General features: G+C 65.2%; 23 protein-coding genes. 12 read left to right on the top strand and 11 right to left on the bottom strand.

Annotated features, from left to right (window positions below; translation table 11 throughout):
• Positions 1 to 59: 59 nt before the first annotated feature.
• The 3 genes from MMG94_RS13095 to MMG94_RS13085 are packed head-to-tail and all read right to left on the bottom strand — an operon-like array spanning position 60 to position 1313.
• The gene (locus MMG94_RS13095; RefSeq protein WP_016920129.1) at positions 60 to 728 is read right to left on the bottom strand and encodes a Crp/Fnr family transcriptional regulator; all 669 of its coding nucleotides are present in this window, start codon (positions 726 to 728) and stop codon (positions 60 to 62) included.
• A 16-nt stretch (positions 729 to 744) separates the two neighbouring features.
• Entirely contained in the window at positions 745 to 945 is a 201-nt protein-coding gene (locus MMG94_RS13090) for a YgaP family membrane protein (RefSeq protein WP_016920128.1), read from the bottom strand.
• Complete coding sequence (locus MMG94_RS13085) at positions 942 to 1313, bottom strand: ArsR/SmtB family transcription factor (protein WP_016920127.1); 372 nt, start codon at positions 1311 to 1313, stop codon at positions 942 to 944. Before MMG94_RS13085 ends, MMG94_RS13090 begins: the two co-directional genes overlap by 4 nt.
• Positions 1314 to 1487: 174 nt before the next feature.
• Here MMG94_RS13085 and MMG94_RS13080 point away from each other — a divergent pair, with 174 nt between their 5' ends.
• From MMG94_RS13080 to MMG94_RS13060, 5 genes are all read left to right on the top strand, one after another.
• Positions 1488 to 1745, top strand: coding sequence for a high-potential iron-sulfur protein (locus tag MMG94_RS13080; RefSeq protein WP_026016275.1), 258 nt, complete (start codon positions 1488 to 1490; stop codon positions 1743 to 1745).
• Between the two features lie 130 nt (positions 1746 to 1875).
• Positions 1876 to 2847: an efflux RND transporter periplasmic adaptor subunit gene (locus MMG94_RS13075; RefSeq protein WP_016920125.1), complete on the top strand. Its 972-nt coding sequence runs from the start codon at positions 1876 to 1878 to the stop codon at positions 2845 to 2847.
• Positions 2844 to 6107 carry an efflux RND transporter permease subunit gene (locus MMG94_RS13070; protein ID WP_016920124.1) on the top strand — a complete coding sequence of 1088 codons (3264 nt, stop codon included), beginning with the start codon at positions 2844 to 2846 and terminating at the stop codon, positions 6105 to 6107. Before MMG94_RS13075 ends, MMG94_RS13070 begins: the two co-directional genes overlap by 4 nt.
• Positions 6104 to 6469: a carboxymuconolactone decarboxylase family protein gene (locus tag MMG94_RS13065; protein ID WP_016920123.1), complete on the top strand. Its 366-nt coding sequence runs from the start codon at positions 6104 to 6106 to the stop codon at positions 6467 to 6469. Before MMG94_RS13070 ends, MMG94_RS13065 begins: the two co-directional genes overlap by 4 nt.
• A gap of 21 nt (positions 6470 to 6490) precedes the next feature.
• Positions 6491 to 6838: a rhodanese-like domain-containing protein gene (locus tag MMG94_RS13060; RefSeq protein ID WP_026016274.1), complete on the top strand. Its 348-nt coding sequence runs from the start codon at positions 6491 to 6493 to the stop codon at positions 6836 to 6838.
• A 124-nt stretch (positions 6839 to 6962) separates the two neighbouring features.
• On the opposite strand, the gene MMG94_RS13055 is transcribed toward MMG94_RS13060, so the two are convergent.
• Entirely contained in the window at positions 6963 to 7550 is a 588-nt protein-coding gene (locus MMG94_RS13055) for a carbonic anhydrase (protein WP_016920121.1), read from the bottom strand.
• A gap of 250 nt (positions 7551 to 7800) precedes the next feature.
• Between MMG94_RS13055 and MMG94_RS13050 the strand changes: the two genes are divergently transcribed.
• Both MMG94_RS13050 and MMG94_RS13045 read left to right on the top strand, forming a co-directional pair.
• Complete coding sequence (locus MMG94_RS13050) at positions 7801 to 8688, top strand: alpha/beta fold hydrolase (protein ID WP_016920120.1); 888 nt, start codon at positions 7801 to 7803, stop codon at positions 8686 to 8688.
• Complete coding sequence (locus MMG94_RS13045) at positions 8685 to 9554, top strand: patatin-like phospholipase family protein (RefSeq protein ID WP_016920119.1); 870 nt, start codon at positions 8685 to 8687, stop codon at positions 9552 to 9554. Before MMG94_RS13050 ends, MMG94_RS13045 begins: the two co-directional genes overlap by 4 nt.
• Here MMG94_RS13045 and MMG94_RS13040 read toward each other — a convergent pair.
• Entirely contained in the window at positions 9539 to 9979 is a 441-nt protein-coding gene (locus MMG94_RS13040) for a nucleoside deaminase (protein ID WP_016920118.1), read from the bottom strand. The genes MMG94_RS13045 and MMG94_RS13040 overlap by 16 nt on opposite strands.
• Positions 9980 to 10150: 171 nt before the next feature.
• Between MMG94_RS13040 and MMG94_RS13035 the strand changes: the two genes are divergently transcribed.
• Both MMG94_RS13035 and rsmD read left to right on the top strand, forming a co-directional pair.
• Positions 10151 to 12160, top strand: coding sequence for a pseudouridine synthase (locus MMG94_RS13035; RefSeq protein WP_016920117.1), 2010 nt, complete (start codon positions 10151 to 10153; stop codon positions 12158 to 12160).
• Between the two features lie 3 nt (positions 12161 to 12163).
• Positions 12164 to 12727 (top strand): 16S rRNA (guanine(966)-N(2))-methyltransferase RsmD, encoded by a 564-nt coding sequence (gene rsmD, locus MMG94_RS13030; protein WP_016920116.1) that lies wholly within the window; start codon positions 12164 to 12166, stop codon positions 12725 to 12727.
• Positions 12728 to 12867: 140 nt separating this feature from the next.
• On the opposite strand, the gene MMG94_RS13025 is transcribed toward rsmD, so the two are convergent.
• The 3 genes from MMG94_RS13025 to MMG94_RS13015 form a co-directional block, all read right to left on the bottom strand.
• Positions 12868 to 16341, bottom strand: a complete 3474-nt coding sequence (locus MMG94_RS13025; protein ID WP_016920115.1) for an acyl-[ACP]--phospholipid O-acyltransferase — start codon at positions 16339 to 16341, stop codon at positions 12868 to 12870.
• Positions 16342 to 16442: 101 nt separating this feature from the next.
• Positions 16443 to 16724, bottom strand: coding sequence for a YiaA/YiaB family inner membrane protein (locus MMG94_RS13020; protein WP_026016273.1), 282 nt, complete (start codon positions 16722 to 16724; stop codon positions 16443 to 16445).
• Between the two features lie 44 nt (positions 16725 to 16768).
• Positions 16769 to 17464 (bottom strand): PspA/IM30 family protein, encoded by a 696-nt coding sequence (locus MMG94_RS13015; protein WP_026016272.1) that lies wholly within the window; start codon positions 17462 to 17464, stop codon positions 16769 to 16771.
• 291 nt (positions 17465 to 17755) lie between these two features.
• Between MMG94_RS13015 and MMG94_RS13010 the strand changes: the two genes are divergently transcribed.
• The 3 genes from MMG94_RS13010 (at position 17756) to MMG94_RS13000 (ending at position 19600) form a co-directional block, all read left to right on the top strand.
• On the top strand, positions 17756 to 18379 hold the full coding sequence (locus MMG94_RS13010; RefSeq protein ID WP_016920112.1) for a TetR/AcrR family transcriptional regulator: 624 nt from the start codon (positions 17756 to 17758) through the stop codon (positions 18377 to 18379).
• 44 nt (positions 18380 to 18423) lie between these two features.
• A complete protein-coding gene (locus tag MMG94_RS13005; protein ID WP_016920111.1) occupies positions 18424 to 19164 on the top strand; it encodes a sulfite exporter TauE/SafE family protein in 741 nt (246 codons plus the stop codon).
• A gap of 103 nt (positions 19165 to 19267) precedes the next feature.
• Positions 19268 to 19600: a PilZ domain-containing protein gene (locus tag MMG94_RS13000; RefSeq protein ID WP_016920110.1), complete on the top strand. Its 333-nt coding sequence runs from the start codon at positions 19268 to 19270 to the stop codon at positions 19598 to 19600.
• 51 nt (positions 19601 to 19651) lie between these two features.
• Here the strand turns inward: MMG94_RS13000 and MMG94_RS12995 are convergent, their stop codons facing one another.
• From MMG94_RS12995 to MMG94_RS12985, 3 genes are read right to left on the bottom strand one after another with little or no spacing between them, the layout of a single operon-like run.
• Positions 19652 to 20224 carry a DsbE family thiol:disulfide interchange protein gene (locus MMG94_RS12995; protein WP_016920109.1) on the bottom strand — a complete coding sequence of 191 codons (573 nt, stop codon included), beginning with the start codon at positions 20222 to 20224 and terminating at the stop codon, positions 19652 to 19654.
• Between the two features lie 11 nt (positions 20225 to 20235).
• Complete coding sequence (ccmD, locus tag MMG94_RS12990; RefSeq protein ID WP_016920108.1) at positions 20236 to 20394, bottom strand: heme exporter protein CcmD; 159 nt, start codon at positions 20392 to 20394, stop codon at positions 20236 to 20238.
• A complete protein-coding gene (locus tag MMG94_RS12985; RefSeq protein ID WP_016920107.1) occupies positions 20391 to 21158 on the bottom strand; it encodes a heme ABC transporter permease in 768 nt (255 codons plus the stop codon). Before MMG94_RS12985 ends, ccmD begins: the two co-directional genes overlap by 4 nt.
• Positions 21159 to 21243 lie beyond the last annotated feature (85 nt).

Genomic DNA, 21243 nt, shown 5'->3' with positions numbered 1-21243 from the left:
ACGGACCGCAACGCTCGTTATATTCGTAATAGCTAAATTAGGAAGATTGCAAAAGCGACTTAGTCACGCTCGGCGTCGCAAAGCGCGCGCAACGCGGCCGCGTCGGTGATTTCCGCGCCGCCGCGGGACAATTTCACCCAGCCTGACCGTTCGAAGCTCTTGAGCGTGCGGCCCACCACTTCGCGCGCCGTGCCGAGATCTGCGGCCAGCGCCTGCTGCGTGACAAAAATGCGGTTGTCGTTTCCGCGCAGAGAGAGAAGGCGCTCGGCGAGGCGCACATTGATGCGCGTGCAGACGATTTCCTCGATGCGCGACATCAAGGTCGCAATGCGGCGGCTGTAGCCGTCGAAGACCAGCGCGCGAAAATCCGCGGAGACGTTCATGAGACTGGCGAAGCGCTCCGCCGGCACGATATACGCCGTGACGTCGGTCTCCGCGATCCCCTCCGCCGCATAGGCGTCGTCCGACAGCAGCGAGGCCGTCGTCAATATGCAGGTCTCGTTGGTCGAGACGCGATAGAGGACGATTTCGCGGCCCGACTCCGTCACGCGCTGAACGCGCACGGTTCCCGCGACGATCAGGGGAAAGAGCACGCATTGGTCGCCGGGACGGAAGAGGACGGCGCCGCGCGGAAGCTGCTTGCGAACGGCCGAGTCGCGCAATTGCGCTTTCGTGGGCTCGTCGAGACGGCGAAGCGCCGGGATGTCTTCGATCCAGTCGGAGGCCATAAGGCAGCCAGTTCGATCAGAACGCCGCGCCGGGCTTGACGCCCATGCGTTTCAACATCATCGCCAAGGGACAAAAACCTGTAAAGGCCGCTTGCAGGAGATTGAGGCCGACAAAGCCGGCGAGCAGCATCCACCAGGGCGAGACGAGATGCGCGAGCGTGACGCTGAGGAGAATCATGGTCCCCGCAAAAGCCATGACGATGCGATCGATGCTCATAGACTTCTCCTTCCCGAGTTTTCGCGCGCGGCCCTGGCGGGCTTCTTGCGCGCCGGCGCGCCGCAATCCTGCGCGCAAAACATTTCGTAGAGCAGGCCGATGACCCGCGAGACGTTTTCGTTTGCGAGCGAATAATAGATGGTCTGCGACTCGCGGCGCGTCTTGACGAGCTTGTCCTCCCGAAGGCGCGCAAGGTGCTGGGAGAGAGACGACTGGCTAAGGCCGACCGTCTCCTGAAGCTTGGTCACGGAGAGCTCGTCCTTGTGCAGTTCGCACAGCACCATCAGCCGGTGGCGATTGGCGAGCGCTTTCAAAAAGCTCTCGGCCTCGGCGGTCTTTGGCGCGAGTTCGGCCGGATTTATATTCATGGCTATTAAATTAGGATTTACGAATATAGAAGTCAAGCGCATGCGCCGGGCGCCGGTGGCTCCATTTGTCGCATTCCGCGGGAAGGCCCCGCGATTATATTAGGTAAACCGAATTTACATTGCGTCGCGGGCCATGCGGCGGGATTGCGGCGGGATTTTGCGGAGAAGGAAATCATGGGCGGACCCGATTGCAAGAACCCCTGCGGGCGCCGTCAGGCGATAAAGATTTTCGTCGCCGTCCTGTCGGACCTCGGTGCCGTGTTTGCGGCCGCTCCGGCGCAGGCGAAATCGAGCAAGGCGTCGTCGGCCTATCGCGGCTCTCCGAATGGACGCCAGCGTTGCGCCAATTGCTCCTGGTTTGCGCCGCCCTCGGGTTGCGGCGTCGTCGCCGGACCCGTGAGCGCAAATGGCTGGTGCAATCTCTGGGGCTAGCTCTTGTCGCAGAGCCGCCGTCTCCGCCCCGCCGCGCGCGTCGACATGATGTCCGGCGGGGTATTTAATTCGTACTTGCTAAATTACATATTTTGAATATAACAAACCGGCGTGTCGCTTGGGAGTTTTTATGGGCCGCCTCCGACAACTCATCCTGTTCGCCGCCATCGCGTCGCCATCCCTCGCCCTCAGCGGCGAGGTCGCCCTGCATATGACTCCGATCGACGACATGAAAGCGGTCGTCGCTTCCGTGGAGCCCGCGCATCAACTCGTCGCCCGCGCGCGCATCGGGGGCACGGTGACGTCGCTCAAGATCAAAGAGGGCGACGAGGTCAGCGCCGGCGCTGAACTCGCCGTCGTCGCCGATCAGAAGCTTTTTCTGCAAATGCAGTCGGTCGATCAGCGTATCCGCGGGCTGCAATCCCAGCGCGACAAGGCGAAGACGGATTTCGACCGCGCGCAGGAGCTGCTGCGTCGCGGCGTTTCGACGAAAGTGATGTTCGATCAGTCCAAGACCGCGCTGGACGTCGCCGAACGCAATCTCTCCGCCTTGCAGTCGGACAAAAGCGTCATCGAGCAACAGGCGGCGGAGGGCTCGGTGAAAGCGCCGGGGCCGGGCCGCATCTTGACGATTCCCGTCTCCGTCGGCCGCGTGGCGATGCCCGGCGAGACCATCGCGACGCTCGCGGAAGACAATTACATTCTGCGCCTCCAGCTCCCGGAGCGTCACGCGCGCTTCATGCGCGCCGGCGATCGCGTCGAGATCGGCCAGCGCGGCCAGAACACGGATGACGGCGCCTCCCGCAGGGAGGGCCGCGTGCGCATCGTCTATCCCGAAATCCAGGGCGGCCGCGTGATCGCCGATGTCGAAGTGAAGGGTCTCGGCGATTATTTCGTCGGCGAGCGCGCTCGGGTCTATGTGACGACCGGCAAGCGCAACGCCATTCTCGCGCCAAAATCCGCGATCTATCGCCGCGCCGGCGTCGATTTCGTGAAGCTTGCGAGCGGCGCGGAAGTCGTCGTGCAGACAGGCGACGCGCATGGCGACGCGATCGAGATTCTCTCCGGGCTTCATGACGGCGACGTGGTGCAGACGCCATGAGTCAGGAAAAAGAATTCCATGCCGGCATATCTGGAACCCTCACGCGGACGTTCATCAATTCGCCGCTGACGCCGCTGCTGCTCCTCGCCTCCATTCTCGTCGGCCTCATCGCGTTGCAGGCCTTGCCGCGCGAGGAGGAGCCGCAAATTTCCGTGCCCATGGTCGACATCATGGTGCAGGCGAACGGCTACAAGGCCGAGGATGCGATCGAACTGATCACGCGGCCGCTCGAGGACATCATCAAGGGCGTCAACGGCGTCGAGCATGTCTACTCCCAGACGCGCGACGATCAGGCGATGGTGACGGCCCGCTTCTTCGTCGGCACGCCGCAGGATAACGCCGTGCTGCGCGTACACGATAAGATCCGCGCCAACATTACGGGATTGCCCAAGGGAATTCCCGAGCCGCTCATCATCGGCCGCGGCATTGACGACGTCGCGATTGTGGTGCTCACGCTCGCCGCCAAACCGGAGCGCGCGAACGGCTGGACCGATAACGGCCTCTATCAGGTGGCCGAGGAGCTGCAGCACGAGCTGACCAAGGTCGAGAATGTCGGCCTGAGCTACATTGTCGGCGGCAGCCCCAATCAGATCCGCGTCGAGCCCGATCCCGAGCGGCTCTCGCAATATGGCGTGACGCTCAACCAGCTCATCGACAAGCTGACCAACGCCAATCGCTCCTTCCAGGTGGGCGCCTTTCGGGAAAGCGACAAATCCATCCCCGTCGTCGCCGGCCAGACGCTTCAAGGCGCGCCCGATATCGGGCTTTTACTTCTCACGACGCGCGACGGCCGCCCCGTCTATGTGAAGGATGTGGCGGAGGTCATCGTCGGCGCCTCCGAGCCCGACAAGCGAAGCTGGACGATGACGAAGGCGAAAGACGGGGAGCTGGTCAAGCGTCCAGCCGTCAGCATCGCCATCGCGAAGCGCAAGGGCGCCAACGCCGTCATCGTCGCCGAGGACGTGCTGAAGCGGCTGGAATCGGTCAAAGGACGCATCGTTCCGGAAGACCTCGAAATCGACGTCACCCGCAACTATGGCGAGACGGCGACGGAGAAGGCGAACGAGCTGCTCTTTCATCTCGCGCTCGCCACCGTCTCCATCGTGGCGCTGATCGTCGTGATGGTCGGCTGGCGCGAGGGCGTCGTCGTCTTCGTCATCATCCCGACGACCATCCTCCTCACGCTCTTCGCCTCCTGGCTGATGGGCTATACGATCAACCGCGTCAGCCTTTTCGCGCTCATCTTCTCGATCGGCATTCTCGTGGACGACGCCATCGTCGTCGTCGAGAACATCGTCCGCCATTGGCGGATGCGCGGCGAGAGAAGCCTGATCGATACGGCGGTCGAGGCGGTGGCCGAGGTCGGCAATCCGACCATCGTCGCGACGATGACGATCATCGCCGCGCTTCTGCCGATGATGTTCGTTTCGGGCCTCATGGGTCCCTATATGAGCCCCATTCCGGCGAACGCCTCGCTCGCCATGGTCTTCTCCTTCTTCGTGGCCATGACGATCACGCCCTGGCTTTTGCTGAAGATCGCCGGCAAGCGTTTCGAACAGGAGGGCGGCGCTGGTCACGACCATTCGCATGAACGCGGCGCCATGGGCGACTTTTATGCGCGCATCGCCACGCCTCTGCTCGAGGGACGCGACCGGTCGAAGAAATTTCTCGCCGCCGTGGGCGTCGCGACGCTGCTGTCCTTGGGGCTCTTCTATACGAAGAGCGTGCGCGTGAAGCTTCTGCCCTTCGACAACAAGTCGGAAATTGCGGTGGTCGTCGATCTGCCGCGCGGAGCGTCGCTCGAAGAAACGGATCGCGTGCTGACGGCTGCGGCGGAACGGCTCAAGGACATTCCGGAGCTGACTTCCGTCCAGTCCTATGCGGGCGCGGCCGCGCCCTTCAACTTCAATGGTCTGGTGCGTCACTATTACGTGCGCAACATGCCGGAGATGGGCGATCTTGCGATCAACCTGCTTCCCAAGGACGAACGCAAACGCGCGTCGCACGCCATCGCGCTCGAGGTGCGCGAGAAACTCAAGGGCCTTCCCATGCCGGCGCGCACGGCCGTCAAGGTCGTGGAAGTGCCGCCGGGGCCGCCCGTGCTCTCGACGCTTCTCGCCGAAGTTTACGGCCCGGATGCGCAGACGCGGCGCGATCTTGCGTCCAGGCTGCGCAAGGCTTTCGACGCGGTCGACTTCGTCGTCGATACGGATGACAGTTTCGGCCAGCGCGCCGAACGGCTTCGCTTCGCTATCGATCAGGAGGCGCTCGAATATCATGGCGTCGAGGAGCGTGCGGTCTATGACACGATCGGGGCGTTGGTCGGCGGCGTGAAGATCGGCTTCTCGCAAAGAGGCGGCGGCGCCAAGCCGATCGACATCACCGTCGCTTTGCCCCGTTCGGAGATGACGCCGAGCGAACGCATCCTCTCGACGCCGCTCCCCGCCGGCGGCACGGTGCGGCAGGGCGCGAATGTGGAGCTCGGCGACGTCGTGAAGGCGACGCGCGAGCTCGGCTCCTATCCGATCTTCCGCCATAACGGCCGCTTCGCCGAGATGGTGAGCGCCGAAGTCGCCGGCCGCTTCGAGGCGCCGATCTACGGCATGTTCGCCGTCGAGGATGAGATCAAGAAAATGGACTGGGGCAAGGACGGCGCGCCGACGGTCAAATATCACGGCCAGCCGCTCGACGACGCGCAGCCGACCTTCCTGTGGGACGGCGAGTGGGAAGTCACTTACGTCACTTTCCGCGACATGGGCGCGGCCTTCATGGTCGCTCTCCTGGGCATCTATCTGCTCGTCGTCGCACAGTTCGGCTCCTTCAAGCTGCCGCTCGTCATTCTCGCGCCCGTGCCTTTGACGCTGGTCGGCATCGTGATCGGGCATCTCCTCTTCAACGCCGCTTTCACGGCGACGTCTATGATCGGCTTCATCGCGCTCGCGGGCATCGTGGTGCGCAACTCGATTCTGCTCGTCGATTTCATCCGCCATCTGCGCGAGAAGGGCATGCCTCTGCGCGCGGCGCTGGTGGAAGCGGGCGCGGTGCGCTTCAAGCCGATTTTCCTCACCGCCGCGGCGGCGATCATTGGCGCGGCTTTCATCCTGACCGACCCGATCTTTCAGGGTCTCGCAATTTCGCTCGTCTTCGGCCTCGCCTCTTCCACGGCGCTGACCCTGCTCGTGATCCCCGCCATCTATGTCGTCCTGCGCGACGACGAACGGCCAGAGGCGCCGCATGCGCCAGAAAGGATGACGCCATGACAAATGACTGGCCCGAACTCGCCAAAGCTCTGTCCGCCGATCTGCGCGATCTGCGCATCGGCGCGCCGGACGTCATGAAAGCCTTTTCGTCTATGGCGACGACGGCGGGCGCTCCCGGCGCGCTCGACGCGAAGACGAAAGAGCTGATCGCGCTCGCCGTGAGCGTCTCCGCGCGCTGCGACGATTGCATCGCTTTCCACGCCAAGGCGGCGGCGCAGCGGGGCGCGTCCCGCGACGAGGTGATGGAGACGCTCGCCATGGCGATCTACATGGGCGCCGGACCTTCCGTAATGTATGCGAGCCATGCGCTCGCGGCCTTCACGCAGTTCGACGCCGAGAATCCGCAGGCGAAATCCGCCTGAGTGAAAAGAAGGAAGAAGAAGATGCTGTCGGGTCTGATGTCGAAACTCATGGGCGGCGGCGGCAAGGAGCCGCCGACGATCGAGCATGATGATTTCGCGCGCGTCGTGAAGGAAGGCGCTTGCGCGATTATCGATGTGCGCGAACCGCATGAATATGCCGCAGGCCATGTGCCGGGCGCGAAGAATCTGCCGCTCTCGCAGTTCAATCCGTCGCAACTGCCGAAGGGCCAATGCGTGATCATCTGTCAGGCGGGCGGCCGCTCGGCCAAGGCGCTGGGCCAGGCGATCGCCGCCGGCCGCAAGGATGTGCGTCATTACGCGCCCGGCACGGGCGGCTGGCGCGCGCGCGGCGGCGCGGTGCAGGGGTAATCGCAGATCCGTCGGGCGGTCATTGCGAGCAAAGCGAAGCAATCCAGAGCCTCGTCACGATTCTGGATTGCTTCGTCGCTTCGCTCCTCGCAATGACGGCGTTTTCAGACGATGTCGCGGAATATCAGGCCGCCTTGCCGATCTCCGTCGCCTTCGGCACTTCGACGAGCTTGCCGGTCTTCACGTCGTAAATGTAACCATAGATCGGGATGTTTTTCGGCGCCAGCGGATGCGAACGGATGCGCGCGACGTCCTGCGCGACGCTGTCTTCCTGATTCTTGATCGTGTGCCACTTGATGAAGTGACCCGCCGCGCAGCCGCCGCCATGCTGCGGGTTCGACCATTTCAGCGTCGACATATCGAGCGACGCGGTCGACAGATTGTCGTCGAGCAACTCGCTCATCACCTCGTCGCAGAACAGCTCCATGCCGCAATTGGTGTGATGGATGACGAACCACTCCTTGGTGCCGAGCAGCTTGTGCGAAATGACGAGCGAGCGGATCGCGTCGTCCGAGGCGCGGCCGCCGGCGTTGCGGATGACATGCGCGTCGCCTTCGGAAAGGCCGGCATATTTCGCCGGATCGAGACGCGCGTCCATGCAGGTCAGAATGGCGAAGCCGCGCGCCGGCGGCAGCGCGAGCTCGCCCTTCGAACCGAAATTCGAGACATAGGCCGCATTGGCGGACATGACTTCGTCGACAATCTTGCTCATTCGTCTCCTCCCCTGAAGCGTCGCTATTTTGATGAACGGGTTTCTTGACTTAAGCCAGCTTCTAACGCTTCGGCGCGCTTTTCAAGCAAAGGAAGTTCGTGGTTTCCGTGACAAAGTCGCTTGAGACATGGAATAAGAAAAACCGTGACCGCGGCGTGGAGCGTTACTATATAACCTCCCTGAAAATGATGGCTCTCGAGCGCCATGGCGCTTCGGCCGCAGCGCCCTCTCCCTGAACATGGTTGCATTCATGTCCGAATCTGCAGATCTCTTCCCCGGTTTCGCCTCGCACTGGATCGACGCGCCGGCGGGAAAAATTTTTGCGCGGTCCCATGGCGCGGGGCCCGCCGTCTTATTGCTGCACGGCTTCGGCCAAACCCATGTCGCCTGGCGTAAGGTCGCGCCGAAGCTCGCCGAACGCTTCACCGTCGTCGTCATGGATCTGCGCGGCTATGGCTGGTCCGCGGCGCCCGAGAGCGAAAAGGGCGAGGCTTACGCCAAGCGCGAAATGGCCGGCGACGTCGTCAGGGTCATGGAGGCGCTCGGCCATGTGCAATTCGCGCTCGTCGGCCATGATCGCGGCGCGCGCGTCGGCTTTCGTCTCGCGCTCGACCATCCGGGCCGCCTCACCCGGCTGGCGCTGATCAACATCGCGCCCGTCGACGATAATTTCGGCGCGAGCGATCTGTGGCGCGTCGGCCGGGCGCGGTTTCTGAGCATGGACGCTCCGCAGCCGGAAGAACTCGTCGCGCTCGATCCGGCGGATTTTCTCAACGACGCGCTGAAGGATTCGAGCAAGGACAAATCGCTCGACGTCTTCGGCCCGCAAGCTCTCGCCGCCTATCACGCCGCCTTCAACGACCCGACCCGCATCCACGCTTTCTGCGAGGATTACCGGGCCGGCGCGACAATCGACAAAGAGGCGCTCGCCGCCGACAAGGCCGCGGATAAAAAGCTTCTCGTTCCGACGCTCATTCTCTACGGCGAAACCACTTTCCCCAGCCTTGGCGGCGCGCTGCGGGGCGCCTGGAAGGAATGGGGCGACGACGTCACGAGCGTCGCCATCGACAGCGGGCTCTACGCCATGGAGGAGGCTCCCGAGGCGACGCTCCGGGCGCTCGATCCTTTCCTGAGATGAGTCGCGGCGGGGTTCTCGGCGGAAAGACCGTCGCATTGGCGCTTGGCGGCGGCGGCGCGCGCGGACTTGCTCATATCAGCGTCTTGCAGGCGCTGGACGAGATCGGCGTGCGCCCCGTCGCCATGGCGGGAACCTCGATCGGCGCCATAATCGGCGCCGCTTACGCCGCGGGATTTTCGGGCGCGGAGCTGCGCGCCCATACTGACGCCATTCTCGGCAATCACATCGCTTTGGCGCGCAAGCTGCTTTACGCGCGGGCGCGGCGGCGCCAGCCTCTTCTCACTCGCCTCGCCCATCCGCTGCTTTTCGACGGCGTGCGCTTTCTCGACGCCTTCTGGCCGGCGGGCATGCCGGAGACGTTCGAGGAGCTGGAAATTCCGATGACGGTCGTCGCGACGGATTTCCGCCGCCGCGCTGAGGCGGTTTTTTCGCGCGGCGCGCTGCGCACCGCCGTCGCCGGCTCAATGGCCATCCCCGGCGTGGTGCGCCCGCCGAAAAGCGAGGTCGGCTATCTCGTCGACGGCGGCCTCGTCAATCCGCTGCCTTACGATCACCTCGCCGGCAAGGCGGACATCATCGTCGCCGTGAACGTTTCGGGCAATTCCGGCCCCGAGAGCGAGACCCGCGCGCCCTCGCCCTTCCAGACCATCATCGTCGCGAGCCAGATTCTGATGAATTCCATCAGTTCGCGCATGATCGAGGAAGATCCGCCGGATGTGCTGATCGCGCCCGCCGTGCATCAATATCTCGCGCTCGACCTCTTCAAGACGTCGCGCATTTTCGAGGCCGGCGACGCCTGCCGCGAGGCGCTGCGCGGACAATTGCTGCAGGCCGCCGAGCGGCTGGAGAATCAGCGTCTCGACTGAAAGAAATCGCGCAGCATCCGCGCCGCCTCGCTCTCGCGAATGCCGCCATAGATCTCCGGCGCATGATGGCAGGTTGGCTGCGAGAAGAAGCGCGGCCCATGCTCCACCGCCCCGCCCTTGGGGTCCGCCGCCGCGAAATAGAGCCGCCTGATGCGCGCGAAGGAGATGGCGCCGGCGCACATGGCGCAGGGCTCGAGCGTCACATAGAGATCGCAGTCGATGAGGCGCTCGCTGCCGATCCTTTCGCAGGCGGCGCGAATCGCCAGTATTTCGGCATGCGCGGTGGGGTCCTTGTCGCGCAGCGTGCGGTTTCCGGCGGAAGCGATGATCTCGCCCGCGCGCATGATTGCGGCGCCGACCGGGACTTCCTGCGCGCTCGCGGCGGCGCGGGCGGCGTCAAAAGCGGCGGCGAAGGGGTCGGTCATAGAGCCGCTCTGCGGACGCCAAATACCTCCCCTTCACGGGGAGGTCGGCGGCTGAAAGCCGCCGGGTGGAGTTCGCGCCGCCATGAGACGAATGGGGGCTGACCCCGCCCGGCCCCGCTAGGCGGGGCCGCCCTCCCCGTAAAGGGGAGGGATTGACGCGGCCGAAGATTCATGTCCGCGCTCGCAGACTCGCTCCTTGCGTCCGGGACGATCATCATTTCGCGTCGCTCCAAGCATCGCGCTTCAAAGCTATCTCCCCGCCTGCTATCAAAGACCATGGCCGACAAGAAACCAACCAAGCGCTCCGGCGCCCCCGGCGGCGATCGCCCGATGCGCCGCCGCGATTCGACATCCGCGCCCGGCAAGGCGCCGCGCAAATTCTCCGACGACAAGCCGCGCGGCGCGAAGGCCGCCAAGCTGAATACGGCCAGGCCAAATACGGCCAGGCCGAAATTCGACGCGCCGAAAAAAGCCCGGCCCGCCAAATCCAAACCCGCTCCCACGCCCGTTGAAAAGACCAGCGCCTTCGAGGGCGAGCGCATCGCCAAGGCCATGGCGCGCGCCGGCGTCTGTTCCCGCCGCGACGCCGAGCAATGGATCGCGGAAGGCCGCGTCGACGTCAATGGCGAGACGCTGACGAGCCCGGCCGTCAATGTGACGGAAGCGGACAAGATCACGATCGACGGCGAGCCGATGCAGGCGCGCGAGCGCACGCGGCTCTTCCTTTTCCACAAGCCCGCCGGGCTCGTGACGACGGCGAGCGATCCCGAAGGCCGGCGGACGGTCTTCGCCTTTCTCGACGAGCGCCATCCCGATCTGCCGCGTCTCGTGAGCGTCGGGCGGCTCGACATCAATACGGAAGGGCTGCTGCTTCTCACCAATGACGGCGGACTGGCGCGCACGCTGGAGCTTCCCGCGACAGGCTGGACGCGGCGCTATCGCGTGCGCGTGCATGGCGAGACGGATCAGGCGCGGCTCGACGAACTGAAAAAGGGCGTCACGGTCGACGACGTGACCTACGCCCCGATCGAGGCGCGGCTCGAGCGCGTGCAGGGCGCCAACGCCTGGATCGCGATGAGCCTGACCGAAGGCAAGAACCGCGAAGTCAAACGCGTGACGGAGCATCTCGGCCTCGACGTGACGCGGCTCATCCGCGTCTCTTACGGTCCGTTCCAGCTCGGCGATCTCGCGGAAGGCTCGGTAGAGGAGGTGAAGCTCAAAATCCTGCGGGAGCAGTTGGGCAAGAGCCTCGCCGAGCTTGCGGGCGTCGATTTCTCTTCGCCTTTGCGCGAGGCGACGCCGGCGGAGGAGCAGGAGCAGCGCCAGCGCGTGGAGAGACGTTCGCGCAAGCATGTCTCCGTCCTGCGCAAGGAGCGCGACGAACAGAGCGAGAAAGGGCCGCGCGCGCGCGTCATGCGCGGCGCGACCGCGGACCGCAAGGGCCGCGCCGTGCTCGTGGAGCGCGTGACGCTCACCGCGCGCAAATCCGCTGTCGAGGAGGAAACGCCTTCGCGCAACGCCAAGCGATTCGAGGCCATGCGCGCCGGCCGCCGGCCGAGACGCGACGAGGCCGACGCCGAGCGCCCCACGCGCGGCGGCGGGCGCGGCGGGCGCAATGCCGGCTTTGCGCCGGACGATCGGCGCCGCGGCGAAAATCGTCGTCCGCGTTTCGAGGGGGAGCGCAGCGAACGTCCGACCCGCCCGCCGCGCGAGCGTTCCGAAGCGCAGCCGCATCGCGCGCATGGCGACGTCCGGGCGGCGCGCGACCATGCGCGCAGCCGTCCGCCGGAAGGCGAGAGGACGCGCTTCGAGCGCCGTCCGCACAGGGACAAGGAAGAGGCGCCGCGCGGCGGACGGGGCGGCGGCGAGCGTCAGGAACGCAATCGCAACTTTGAAAAACCGCCGCGCGAGGGTCAGGAACGCAATGCGGGTCGCAGCGGCCGCGCGGCCGGCGACCATCCGCGTCATTTCGACAAGCCGCGCGGCGAAGGCGGCTCTGCGCGCGGCGGCGGCGAGCGCCAGACGCGCGCGCGTTCGGGCGAGGGACGGCCGCCGAGGGAAGGGCCGGCGCGAAGCGCCCGCAGCGGCCCGCCGCGCAAAGGACCGCCCAAGGGGCCGCCAAAAGGTCGCGGGCCGGGCAAGGGCCCGGCGAAGGGGCCGCGCAGGCCGCGCGGGGAGTAAGAGATGCGCATCGTCGGCGGCGCGCTGCGCGGGCGCGCGCTTTCGGCTCCGCGTTCGCAAGCGGTGAGGCCGACTTCCGACAGGCTGCGCGAATCCGTGTTCGACATTCTCGCGCATCGTTTCGACGATCCGGTCTCGGGCGCGGCGGTCATCGACCTCTTCGCCGGCACGGGCGCGTTGGGATTGGAGGCGATTTCGCGCGGCGCCGCGCGCGCGCTTTTCGTCGATGACGGAACGGAGGCGCGCGCGCTGCTGCGCGCCAATGTCGAAGCGCTGGGATTGGGCGGCGTCACGCGCGTCTTTCGCCGCGACGCGACCAGGCTCGGCGCCGCGCCGGCGGGCGAAATTTTTTCGCTGGCCTTTCTCGATCCGCCCTATGGCAAGGATCTGGGCGCGCCCGCGTTGAAGGCGTTGATCGAGGGCGGATGGCTGGCGAAGGACGCGCTGATCGTCATTGAAGAAGCCGCGGACGTCGTGATCGATGTTCCCTTGCCTTTGAAGCAGGAAGACGCCCGCCGCTACGGCGACACCCAGTTCCTTTTCGCGCGTTATCTGGATGGCGCTTAAATAAAATAGCGGATGGCTTCGCTCTTCGAGACGCGCGTTCCCTCGCATAGACGGCGGCGCAAAAACAAAACCCTTCATGCCGAGACGCCTGCGCGGCAAGCGTCTCGAAACATGAGGGGCGCATCGACGCCTTTGCCCGCTCACGCCGAGAGCGCGGCGCTTCCGTCGATCCGGCCGAGCACGCCGTTCGGCAGGCGCGGGCCGCCGGCCATGTAACGGTTGCGGTCGCGCACCATCTTCGTCACGCCCGCAAAGTCGAGCTTGCCGGAGCCGAGCAGCGGAATGTGCTCGACATAGAGGACCTCGGCCGGGATCGAGAGGTCGGATGCGCCTTTCGATTTGGCGTAGGTCATGAAGTCGGCGCGCGTCGCGTCCTTCTGCTGCGTCACCAGCACGATGCGCTCGCCCTTGCGCGGATCGATCTCGGTCGCGCAAGCCGACAGCGCCTTGGGCCAGAGCTCCGCCGCCAGTTGTTCGATCGCCGCGAGCGAGACCATCTCGCCGCCGATCTTGGCGAAGCGCTTGGCGCGGCCCTTGATCGTGACGAAGCCTTCCGCGTCGATCGTGACGATGTCGCCCGTATCGTACCAGCCGTCTTCCGGCGGTTGAAGCACGCCGGGCTTGTCCGCCTTGAGATAGCCCATCATCACATTGGGCCCGCGCACCAGCAGACGGCCGCCTTCCTCGACGCCCGGCACTTTTTCGAGATTGTAGTCGACGCCCGGCATCAGCCGGCCGACCGAGCCGAATTTGTTGAACATGGGCGTGTTGAGTGAGAGCACCGGCGCGGTCTCGGTGACGCCGTACCCCTCCAGAATGCGTATGCCGAATTTCTCGCACCAGACGTCGCGCGTCGACTGCTTCACCGGCTCGGCGCCCGCCACGACATAGCGGATCGAACGGAAATCATAGGCGTGGGCGCTGCGCGCATAGCCGGCGAGGAACGTGTCGGTGCCGAAGAAAATGGTCGCGTTCGTGCCGTAGATCAGTTCCGGCACGATGCGGTAATGCAGCGGCGACGGATAGAAATAGACCGGCACGCCCGAGATCAGCGGCAGCATGAAGCCGATGGTCAGGCCGAAGCAGTGGAACACCGGCAGGACGTTGAAGACCTTGTCCTTGCGGCCGAAATCGATCCGCGCCGCCGCCTGCGCGGCGTTGGCGAGGAGATTGCGGTGCGAGAGCGCGACGCCTTTCGGCGCGCCTTCGGAACCCGAGGTGAAGAGCACGGTCGCCATGTCGTCGGCGTCGCGCGCGACGACCGGCTTCTTGAAGCGCAGCGTTGCGCGCAGCTTGTCGGCGAGCGTGACGCCCGCGCGCATGTCTTCGAGATAGACGAGTCGCAGCTTCTCTTGAAGCGCCTCTGCGAGCTTGTCGAGCTTGCCCTTCTCGATGAAGGCGCGCGAAGTGAGGATCGTCTTCACGCCCGCGCCCTCGCAGCCCGCGAGGATATTGGTCGCGCCGGCGGTGAAGTTGATCATCGCCGGCACGCGCCCCGCCGAGCTTACGGCGAGAAACGTCACGCCCGCGGCGTTGGCGTTGGGCAGCATGACGCCGATACGGTCGCCCGCTTCGTCGATCTTCGCGATCTTCTCGCCGAGAACGCGCGCGCCGATGAGGATTTTGCGGTAGGTGAGCGCGCCGGTGAGCGGGTCCTCCAGCGCGACGCGCGAGAAGCCATGCCTGTCGGCGGCGCGTACGGCCGCCTCGAACACCGTCTCGTCGGTCCTGGTCGTGCGGAAGATCAGGTCCGACATGATCTGATAGAGCGCGGCGCCGGCGGCCATGCGGCGCGCCTTTCCTTTCAGCTCTTCGCCGACCGTGAGGCGCACGGGTTCCTGAATGGTGAGCGTGAATTTCGGGAACCAGCGGCGGCGCGCCTGTTCGCGGGTGAGGCGCGAGAACATCGTCATTTCCGGGCCGTCGATCTTCACCGGCACGACGAGCGCGCCGGATTTCTCCGCGATGAGGCCTGCCCCGTCATAAACCTTCATCAGGCTGCCGGTCACGGTGAGGCGCCCTTCGGGGAAGATCACCAGCGGATCGCCGGCCTTCACGGCGTTGACCAGCGTGCGCGTGCCGAGCGGCTTTGACGGATCGAGCGGAATGGCGCGGGTGAATTTCAAAAAGGGCTTCACCCACCAGCGCTGCGAAATGCCGTGATCGATGGCGAAGACAGGGTCCTTGGGCAGCACGGAGAGAATCGCCGCCGCGTCGAGAAAGCTCACATGGTTGAGCGCGACGATCGGATTCGGCCCGGCTTTCGCGAAATTTTCGACTCCCTTCACTTCGAGCCTGTAGAAGGCCCGAAAGATGATCGACAATAAATCCAGCATCGGGTTCTTCACGACGGCGTAGCGGATCCAGACTGCGGAGAGCAGCGCGACCGCGCCCATGCCGATGAAGAGTTGCGCCAGCGTCACGCCCTGCGCCTGAAGAAAGGCGACGCCCGCGCCGCCCAGCGCCATGAAGGCCGCGTTGTGAACATTGACGGCGGCGACGGTGCGGGCGCGCTGATCCGCCTCGCTCTGCGCCTGGATGGCCGCGAAGGAGGGCACGATCATCAGACCGCCGGCGAGCGCGAGCAGAGCGAGGTCGATCGAGGCGCGCAGCGCGCCGGGCTGGTCGAAATAATGCGCAAGATCGAGTTCGGCCGCGTCGGCGCTCGTCTGGCGGAAGAACTCCGCGACGCCGAGGTCGATCGAGACGAGGCCGACAAGGGCCGCGCCGATCGCGGCGGGCAGCAGGACGATGCGGCCCTTGAGCAGGAAGGCGGCGAGCCCCGAGCCGACGCCGATGGCGATGGCGAAAATGGCGAGATGCAGCGTGACGACGCTCTCCGTCCCGTGCAGGGAATGCGTCACGAGCGGCGGCATCAGCGACATGGCGATGGAGCCGTAGAGCCAGAAGAGGCTCGTCACCGTGGTGAGCTTGCGCAGTTCAGGCGCGGCGCGCAGCGCTTTCAGGAGCTTGAAGGTCGAGCGGAAGATGTTCCAGTCGATCCGCAAATCCGGCGCGGCGCGCTGCGTCGAGGGGATGAAGCGGGCGGCGGCGTAGCTTGCGAAGGACACCGCCATGATGGCGGCGGCGAAGGCGTGCATGCCAAAGGACGAATCGCGCTCCTGCATGGCGAGGCCGCCCGCGATCGTGCCGGTCAGAATGGCGATGAAGGTCGCGCTTTCGACGAGGGCGTTGCCGGCGGGCAATTCTTCGCGGCTGAGATGATCGGGCAGGATGCCGTATTTGACGGGACCGAACAGCGCGCCCGTCACGCCGAAGCAGAGCAGGGCGGCGAAGAGGATGTTGACGTCGCCGAGATAAAAGCCCGTCGCGGAAAGGCCGGCGACGCCGATTTCGGCGAGGCTCAGGCGGCGCGCGATCACGGCCTTGTCGAACTTGTCGGCCATCTCGCCGGCGACGCCCGAGAGCAGGAAGAAGGGCGCGATGAAGATCGCGCCGGCAAGCGTGACGAGAGACGCCCCTTTCTCGCCGCCGATCTGGGCGAGGATCAGAAGGACGAGCGCGTTCTTGAGGAAATTGTCGTTGAAGGCCGCGAAGAATTGGCGCCAGAAAAGGGGCGCGAAGCGGCGCGTGGCCAGAAGCGACTGCGACATGGCGAGGGATCCAGAAGGCTAGGCCGGCGAGAATTGACCAAAGCTGATTAAGGATCGGTCAAGACGCCGGCCCGTTGCAGGGCAAATAGGGCGTTCAAGGCTTACGCGGCTTTCGAGACGTCCATCAGCAGGCGTTCGGTCCGCGCGTCTTCGATGCGGTTGAGAAGCTTTTCCGCCTCCACATTATCGCGGATCGTCTTGGTGAGGATGATGCAGGACTGCACGAGCATCGCCACGCCCATCACGAGAAAGCCCTTCATCCAATGGTCGATCGGCATCACGAAGACGCCGCCGCCGACCATCGCGACGGACAGGCCAAAGCAGATATAGGAGTAGGCGACGAAAGCGGAGGAATGCTTGATCGGTTGAGCGGTCATGTGAATGTCTCCTTCCCGGTTCGAGTTTCGATTGCGAGTTCGATTGAAGGTCAGCGCGGCGCGCCGGCTTTTTCCTTCAGCCGCGCCAGGACGTCGGCGGCGCGGGGCTTCACTGGCGGGCCGAAGCCGGCCTCGGCGAGCGTCTCGTTCAGGCTTTCGGCCCGAGGCTCGGCGTCGAGCGCGTCCAGCGCGGTTTCGGCCGCGCAGACCTCCAATTGCCGCTCGCGCAGCCGCGCCAGCGTCGCCTCGGCTTCCGACAGGGTCGATTGATAACAGGGCGCTTCCTCCAGCCGACCCCGCCGGGCGATGCGCACCGCCTCGGAGGCGCGGGCGATGCGGCGGCCCCTTTCCAGTTCGGCGAGCCGCGCCGACTGGTTGCGAACATGGCGTTCGAGCTTGGCGATCTCGGCGGCGAAAAGCGCGCGCGCCTTCTCGGCCGCCTGAGCGTCGCCTTCGAGCGCGGCGATATTCTCGGCCGCCTTTTGCGCCATGTCCTCGCGACCCGCCTGCAAGGCGGCGACAGCGCGGGGCTCGAGCTCTGCGATCTGCGCGCGGGCGGCCTCGAGCTTGCGGGCCTCCGCTTTGTCTTGAGCGATGGCGACGGCCAGCGCCTTTTTCGCGCGATCCACGGAAAGCGCGGCGTCGCGCATCTGTTGATCGAGCAGAGACAAAGCGTGGCGGTCGGCGAGGCGCTCTTCAGCTTCGAAGGCCCGGCCTCTCAATAGGGTGACGACTGTCTTGAACATGAGCTTCTCCTCGTGAACATAGTTCACAGATGGATTGATACCGCATCACTGAACATCGTTCAAGAGGTAGATTGAACGGCGTTCGAGATAATGGTTTACAGCTCCTTCGAATGGGAACAGTCCTGCCGCTGCGCGGTTTCAGCGAAGATGCGTCTTCGCCGAATGACGGCCGGGCTGAAATCCCCGCCTCGACGCGCTCTGGATTTTGAGCGTTAGGGCGTTTCGGTCCGCTTGCTTAGAAAGCCGAATCGCGCGGCGGCGGGGGCGTGAAAAGGTCGAAAGGATGAGGCGTTGACCGAGACGAGGACCGAGGCGGGCGCTCAGCGCCGCCTGAAATTGCGCGAACGTCTCCTGGATGTCGCCAGACAGGCGGTCGCGACGCGCGGTCTGACCGGGCTCAAGGCGCGCGATCTCGCTTCGGAGGCCGGCTGCGCCCTGGGTGCGATCTACACCGCCTTTGACGATCTCGACGAACTGATCCTGAGGGTCAATCTCGCGACGCTCGATCGGCTTGGACAGGCCCTCGACGCCGCCCTGGGCGCGGCCGATCCGTCGGACGCCCTTCTCGCGCTGGCGCGCGCCTATCTCGATTTCGCCCGTCGCGAGGAGCCGAGCTGGCGGGCTTTGTTCGAACATCGCCTATCCGGCGGCGCGGCGGTGCCGGACTGGTACGCCGACGCGCGCAACCGGCTTTTCGGCCGTCTCGAAGCGCCGCTCGCGGAACTGCTTCCCAGGCAGGACGCCGAGAGCCGGGCGCGCCTCGCCCGCACCTTGTTTTCCGCCGTGCACGGCGTCGTCGCCCTCGGCCTCGAAGAGAAATTGGAGGCGACGACGCCCGAGGCGCTCGATACGCAATTGGAGACGCTCGTCCGGCTGATCGCCGCCGGCCTTGCGCGCGAGGCCGAGGCGGTCTGAGCGAGAAGCCTTGCCATGACCGCCGCGACCTGAGATAGGCGCGCATGGCTTTTCTCCTTCTCTTCCTGGTCGCGATCTGGGCGGGCGCGCAAAATGCGCTGGCCGGCGGCGGCTCCTTTCTCATCCTGCCGACGCTGATGTTCACCGGGATGGACGCTTTCGGCGCCAACATCACCTCCTGCGTCGCCCTTTTCCCCGCGCAGCTCGCCACCGGATGGACCGGCCGTCGCCACGCGACCGGGATCGGCGTCCTCACCCTGCGCTGGCTTTTCGTCATCAGCATTGTCGGCGGGGCGATCGGCGCCGTGATCCTGCTGGAGACGCCGCGCGGCTTTTTCGCGCGGCTCGTGCCATGGCTGGTCCTCTTCGCGACGGCGCTTTTCGCCTGGGGCAGTTTCTTCCGCAAGCCGGGCGAGGCGCATGGCCATCTGTCCCCCGGCGGGGCGGGCTTCGTGCAGTTTCTGATTGCGACTTATGGCGGCTATTTCGGCGGCGGCGTGGGTTTTCTCATGGTCGCCGCGCTGACCATGGCCGGTCAGGCCGTGCGCGTCGCCAGCGCGACGAAGAATCTGCTCGCGGGGGTCATGAACGCTTCGGCGGTCGCGATCTTCCTGTTCTCGCCCGATCTGCACTGGCCGCAGGCTCTGATGACGGCGGCGGGCGCGACCATTGGCGGCGTCGCCGGGGCGCGGCTCATTCACGTCATCGACGAAAAGGCGCTCCGCATCTTCATCGTCGTCATCGGTTCCGCGCTGACCGTCGGACTGTTTTTAAAAGCGCCCTGAGCGCGCGAATTTCTCGCGCGCAGCCCGGGGGGCGGTGAGAAATCGTCAATTATTCTAACGGTATATTATGCGCACTCTCGATCCCGTCCCCGCGCGAGCCGCCATGTACGCCCCTTTCACGGATAGGTCCGCCCGCAATCAGGCCCCCGGCGCCGAAGACAGGCGCGCGGCCCCGCGTCTCAAATCCTTCTCGGACGTCTGGGCTGATCCCGGCGGAATGGAGCCGGCGATCCCCTGCCGCGTCATCGACATTTCGACGACCGGCGCGAAGATCGACAGCCCGCACGGGACGCTGCCCGATCAATTCGTGTTGACGGTCGGTCATGCGCGCCATGTGGCGCAGGTTGTCTGGCGGCGTCAGACAATGGTCGGCGTCGAGTTCCAGAAGGGCGTGCGCCCGCCGCGCAGCGGCGGCAAGATTGGAGACCGGCGATAGGCTGACGCGCATTTTCCGCAAAAGCGCGAAGACTTTCGCGGCGGGAATGCGTCAATCGCCCATGGCTTTTTCGATCTGCGGGATCAGGTCGGTCGCGACGGCCGAAGGCGTCAGCGGTCCGATGAATTTGTAGGCGATGGTCCCGTCGCCTTTCACCACGAAGGTTTCCGGCACGCCATAGACGCCGAAATCGATCGCCGCGCGTCCCGCGGGATCGACGCCGACGCGCTGGAACGGATTTCCCTCTTCCTGAAGAAAACCGAGCGCATTGGCCGCTTCGTCTTTATAGGAAAGGCCGTATAGCGCCACATCCTTGCTCTTGAGAGTCGCGTTCTGCGCCAGCGCCATCAGGATCGGATGCTCCTGCCGGCACGGCGCGCACCAGCTCGCGAAAATATTCACGACGCTGACATGGCCCTTGCGCAGATCCGCGGTCGAAAAGCCGGGCGCGTCCTTCAGCCCGGCGAGCGCCGGCAGGTTGAATTCCGGCGCCGGCTTGCCGATCAGCGCGGAAGGGATGCGCGACGCGTCGCCCGAAAAGAGCCGGGCCAAAAACAGCGCGGCCAGAAGCCCGAACAGGACGAGCGGAAGGAAGCGCAAGGCCGAGCGGGGCTGCGGCTCCATGGCGGGATCGCTCACGCCGCCCCTCCGTCTTCGCGCTGGCCTTTTGCGCCGAAGCGGGCGAGATCAGCCTTCAATCGACGATAGTCGAGAAGAATGCGCGCCGCGACGCCGCCAATCGTGAGGAAGGCGATTGCATAAGCGATCGCCACATAAGTCGCATGATCGCTCATTGCGCGGCCTCCAGCGACGACGCGTCGTCTTGGTCCTGCGCGGCCTCCTGAAGCGCCTGCATAGAGAGGCGGGCGAGGCGGCGGCGCAGGATTTCGTTGCGGATCGCCATGAAATGCAGGGTCAGGAACAGCAGCGTCGCGGCGAGCGCCATGACGAGCAGCGGCCACAGCATGGAGCCGGAAATGGTCGGCCCGCCAATGCGGAAGACCGAGGCCGGCTGATGCAGCGTGTTCCACCAGTCGACCGAATATTTGATGATCGGAATGTCGATCGCGCCGACCAGCGTCATGATGGAGGCGATGCGCGCGCCGCGCGGCGTGTCGTCCATCGTCTGCCGTACGGCGATGAGGCCGAGATAGAGCAGGAACAGCACGAGCATGGAGGTCAGCCGCGCGTCCCAGACCCAATAGGTCCCCCACATCGGCTTGCCCCAGAGCGAGCCGGTGACGAGGCAGACGAAAGTGAAGGCGGCGCCGAGCGAGGCGGCGGTCTTCTGCGCGGCGTCGGCGAGCGGATGCTTCCAGACCAGCACGCCGAGCGCGGCCGAGGTCATCACGACATAGGCGAAGATGGCGAGCCAGGCGGAAGGCACATGGATATACATGATCCGCACCGTCTCGCCCTGCTGATAGTCAGGCGGGGCGGTGAAGGCGCCGTAAAGCCCGGCGGCGAGAAGGATCAGCGTGAGGCTCGCAAGCCAGGGCAGGACGATCCGCGCGAAATTGAGGAAGCGCGTTGGATTGGCGTAGTCGAGGACAGACATCAGGCGGCGCCGTAGCTATGAAGCGAATGGCGAATGGCGAATAGCGAGTGGATTTTTCCATTCGCTACTCCCTATTCGCCATTCG

Source organism: Methylocystis parvus OBBP (assembly GCF_027571405.1).
GTDB lineage: Bacteria > Pseudomonadota > Alphaproteobacteria > Rhizobiales > Beijerinckiaceae > Methylocystis > Methylocystis parva.
Note: the sequence above shows the minus strand (reverse complement) of the source record. Positions and strands in the feature narration are given on the sequence as shown.

Excerpts from the sequence above, each read along its gene's own strand:
- MMG94_RS13095 (WP_016920129.1), bottom strand. The coding sequence starts at position 728 with ATGGCCTCCGACTGGATCGAAGACATCCCGGCGCTTCGCCGTCTCGAC.
- MMG94_RS13090 (WP_016920128.1), bottom strand. The coding sequence starts at position 945 with ATGAGCATCGATCGCATCGTCATGGCTTTTGCGGGGACCATGATTCTC.
- MMG94_RS13085 (WP_016920127.1), bottom strand. The coding sequence starts at position 1,313 with ATGAATATAAATCCGGCCGAACTCGCGCCAAAGACCGCCGAGGCCGAG.
- MMG94_RS13080 (WP_026016275.1), top strand. The coding sequence starts at position 1,488 with ATGGGCGGACCCGATTGCAAGAACCCCTGCGGGCGCCGTCAGGCGATA.
- MMG94_RS13075 (WP_016920125.1), top strand. The coding sequence starts at position 1,876 with ATGGGCCGCCTCCGACAACTCATCCTGTTCGCCGCCATCGCGTCGCCA.
- MMG94_RS13070 (WP_016920124.1), top strand. The coding sequence starts at position 2,844 with ATGAGTCAGGAAAAAGAATTCCATGCCGGCATATCTGGAACCCTCACG.
- MMG94_RS13065 (WP_016920123.1), top strand. The coding sequence starts at position 6,104 with ATGACAAATGACTGGCCCGAACTCGCCAAAGCTCTGTCCGCCGATCTG.
- MMG94_RS13060 (WP_026016274.1), top strand. The coding sequence starts at position 6,491 with ATGCTGTCGGGTCTGATGTCGAAACTCATGGGCGGCGGCGGCAAGGAG.
- MMG94_RS13055 (WP_016920121.1), bottom strand. The coding sequence starts at position 7,550 with ATGAGCAAGATTGTCGACGAAGTCATGTCCGCCAATGCGGCCTATGTC.
- MMG94_RS13050 (WP_016920120.1), top strand. The coding sequence starts at position 7,801 with ATGTCCGAATCTGCAGATCTCTTCCCCGGTTTCGCCTCGCACTGGATC.
- MMG94_RS13045 (WP_016920119.1), top strand. The coding sequence starts at position 8,685 with ATGAGTCGCGGCGGGGTTCTCGGCGGAAAGACCGTCGCATTGGCGCTT.
- MMG94_RS13040 (WP_016920118.1), bottom strand. The coding sequence starts at position 9,979 with ATGACCGACCCCTTCGCCGCCGCTTTTGACGCCGCCCGCGCCGCCGCG.
- MMG94_RS13035 (WP_016920117.1), top strand. The coding sequence starts at position 10,151 with ATGTCCGCGCTCGCAGACTCGCTCCTTGCGTCCGGGACGATCATCATT.
- rsmD (WP_016920116.1), top strand. The coding sequence starts at position 12,164 with ATGCGCATCGTCGGCGGCGCGCTGCGCGGGCGCGCGCTTTCGGCTCCG.
- MMG94_RS13025 (WP_016920115.1), bottom strand. The coding sequence starts at position 16,341 with ATGTCGCAGTCGCTTCTGGCCACGCGCCGCTTCGCGCCCCTTTTCTGG.
- MMG94_RS13015 (WP_026016272.1), bottom strand. The coding sequence starts at position 17,464 with ATGTTCAAGACAGTCGTCACCCTATTGAGAGGCCGGGCCTTCGAAGCT.
- MMG94_RS13005 (WP_016920111.1), top strand. The coding sequence starts at position 18,424 with ATGGCTTTTCTCCTTCTCTTCCTGGTCGCGATCTGGGCGGGCGCGCAA.
- MMG94_RS13000 (WP_016920110.1), top strand. The coding sequence starts at position 19,268 with ATGTACGCCCCTTTCACGGATAGGTCCGCCCGCAATCAGGCCCCCGGC.
- MMG94_RS12995 (WP_016920109.1), bottom strand. The coding sequence starts at position 20,224 with ATGGAGCCGCAGCCCCGCTCGGCCTTGCGCTTCCTTCCGCTCGTCCTG.
- ccmD (WP_016920108.1), bottom strand. The coding sequence starts at position 20,394 with ATGAGCGATCATGCGACTTATGTGGCGATCGCTTATGCAATCGCCTTC.
- MMG94_RS12985 (WP_016920107.1), bottom strand. The coding sequence starts at position 21,158 with ATGTCTGTCCTCGACTACGCCAATCCAACGCGCTTCCTCAATTTCGCG.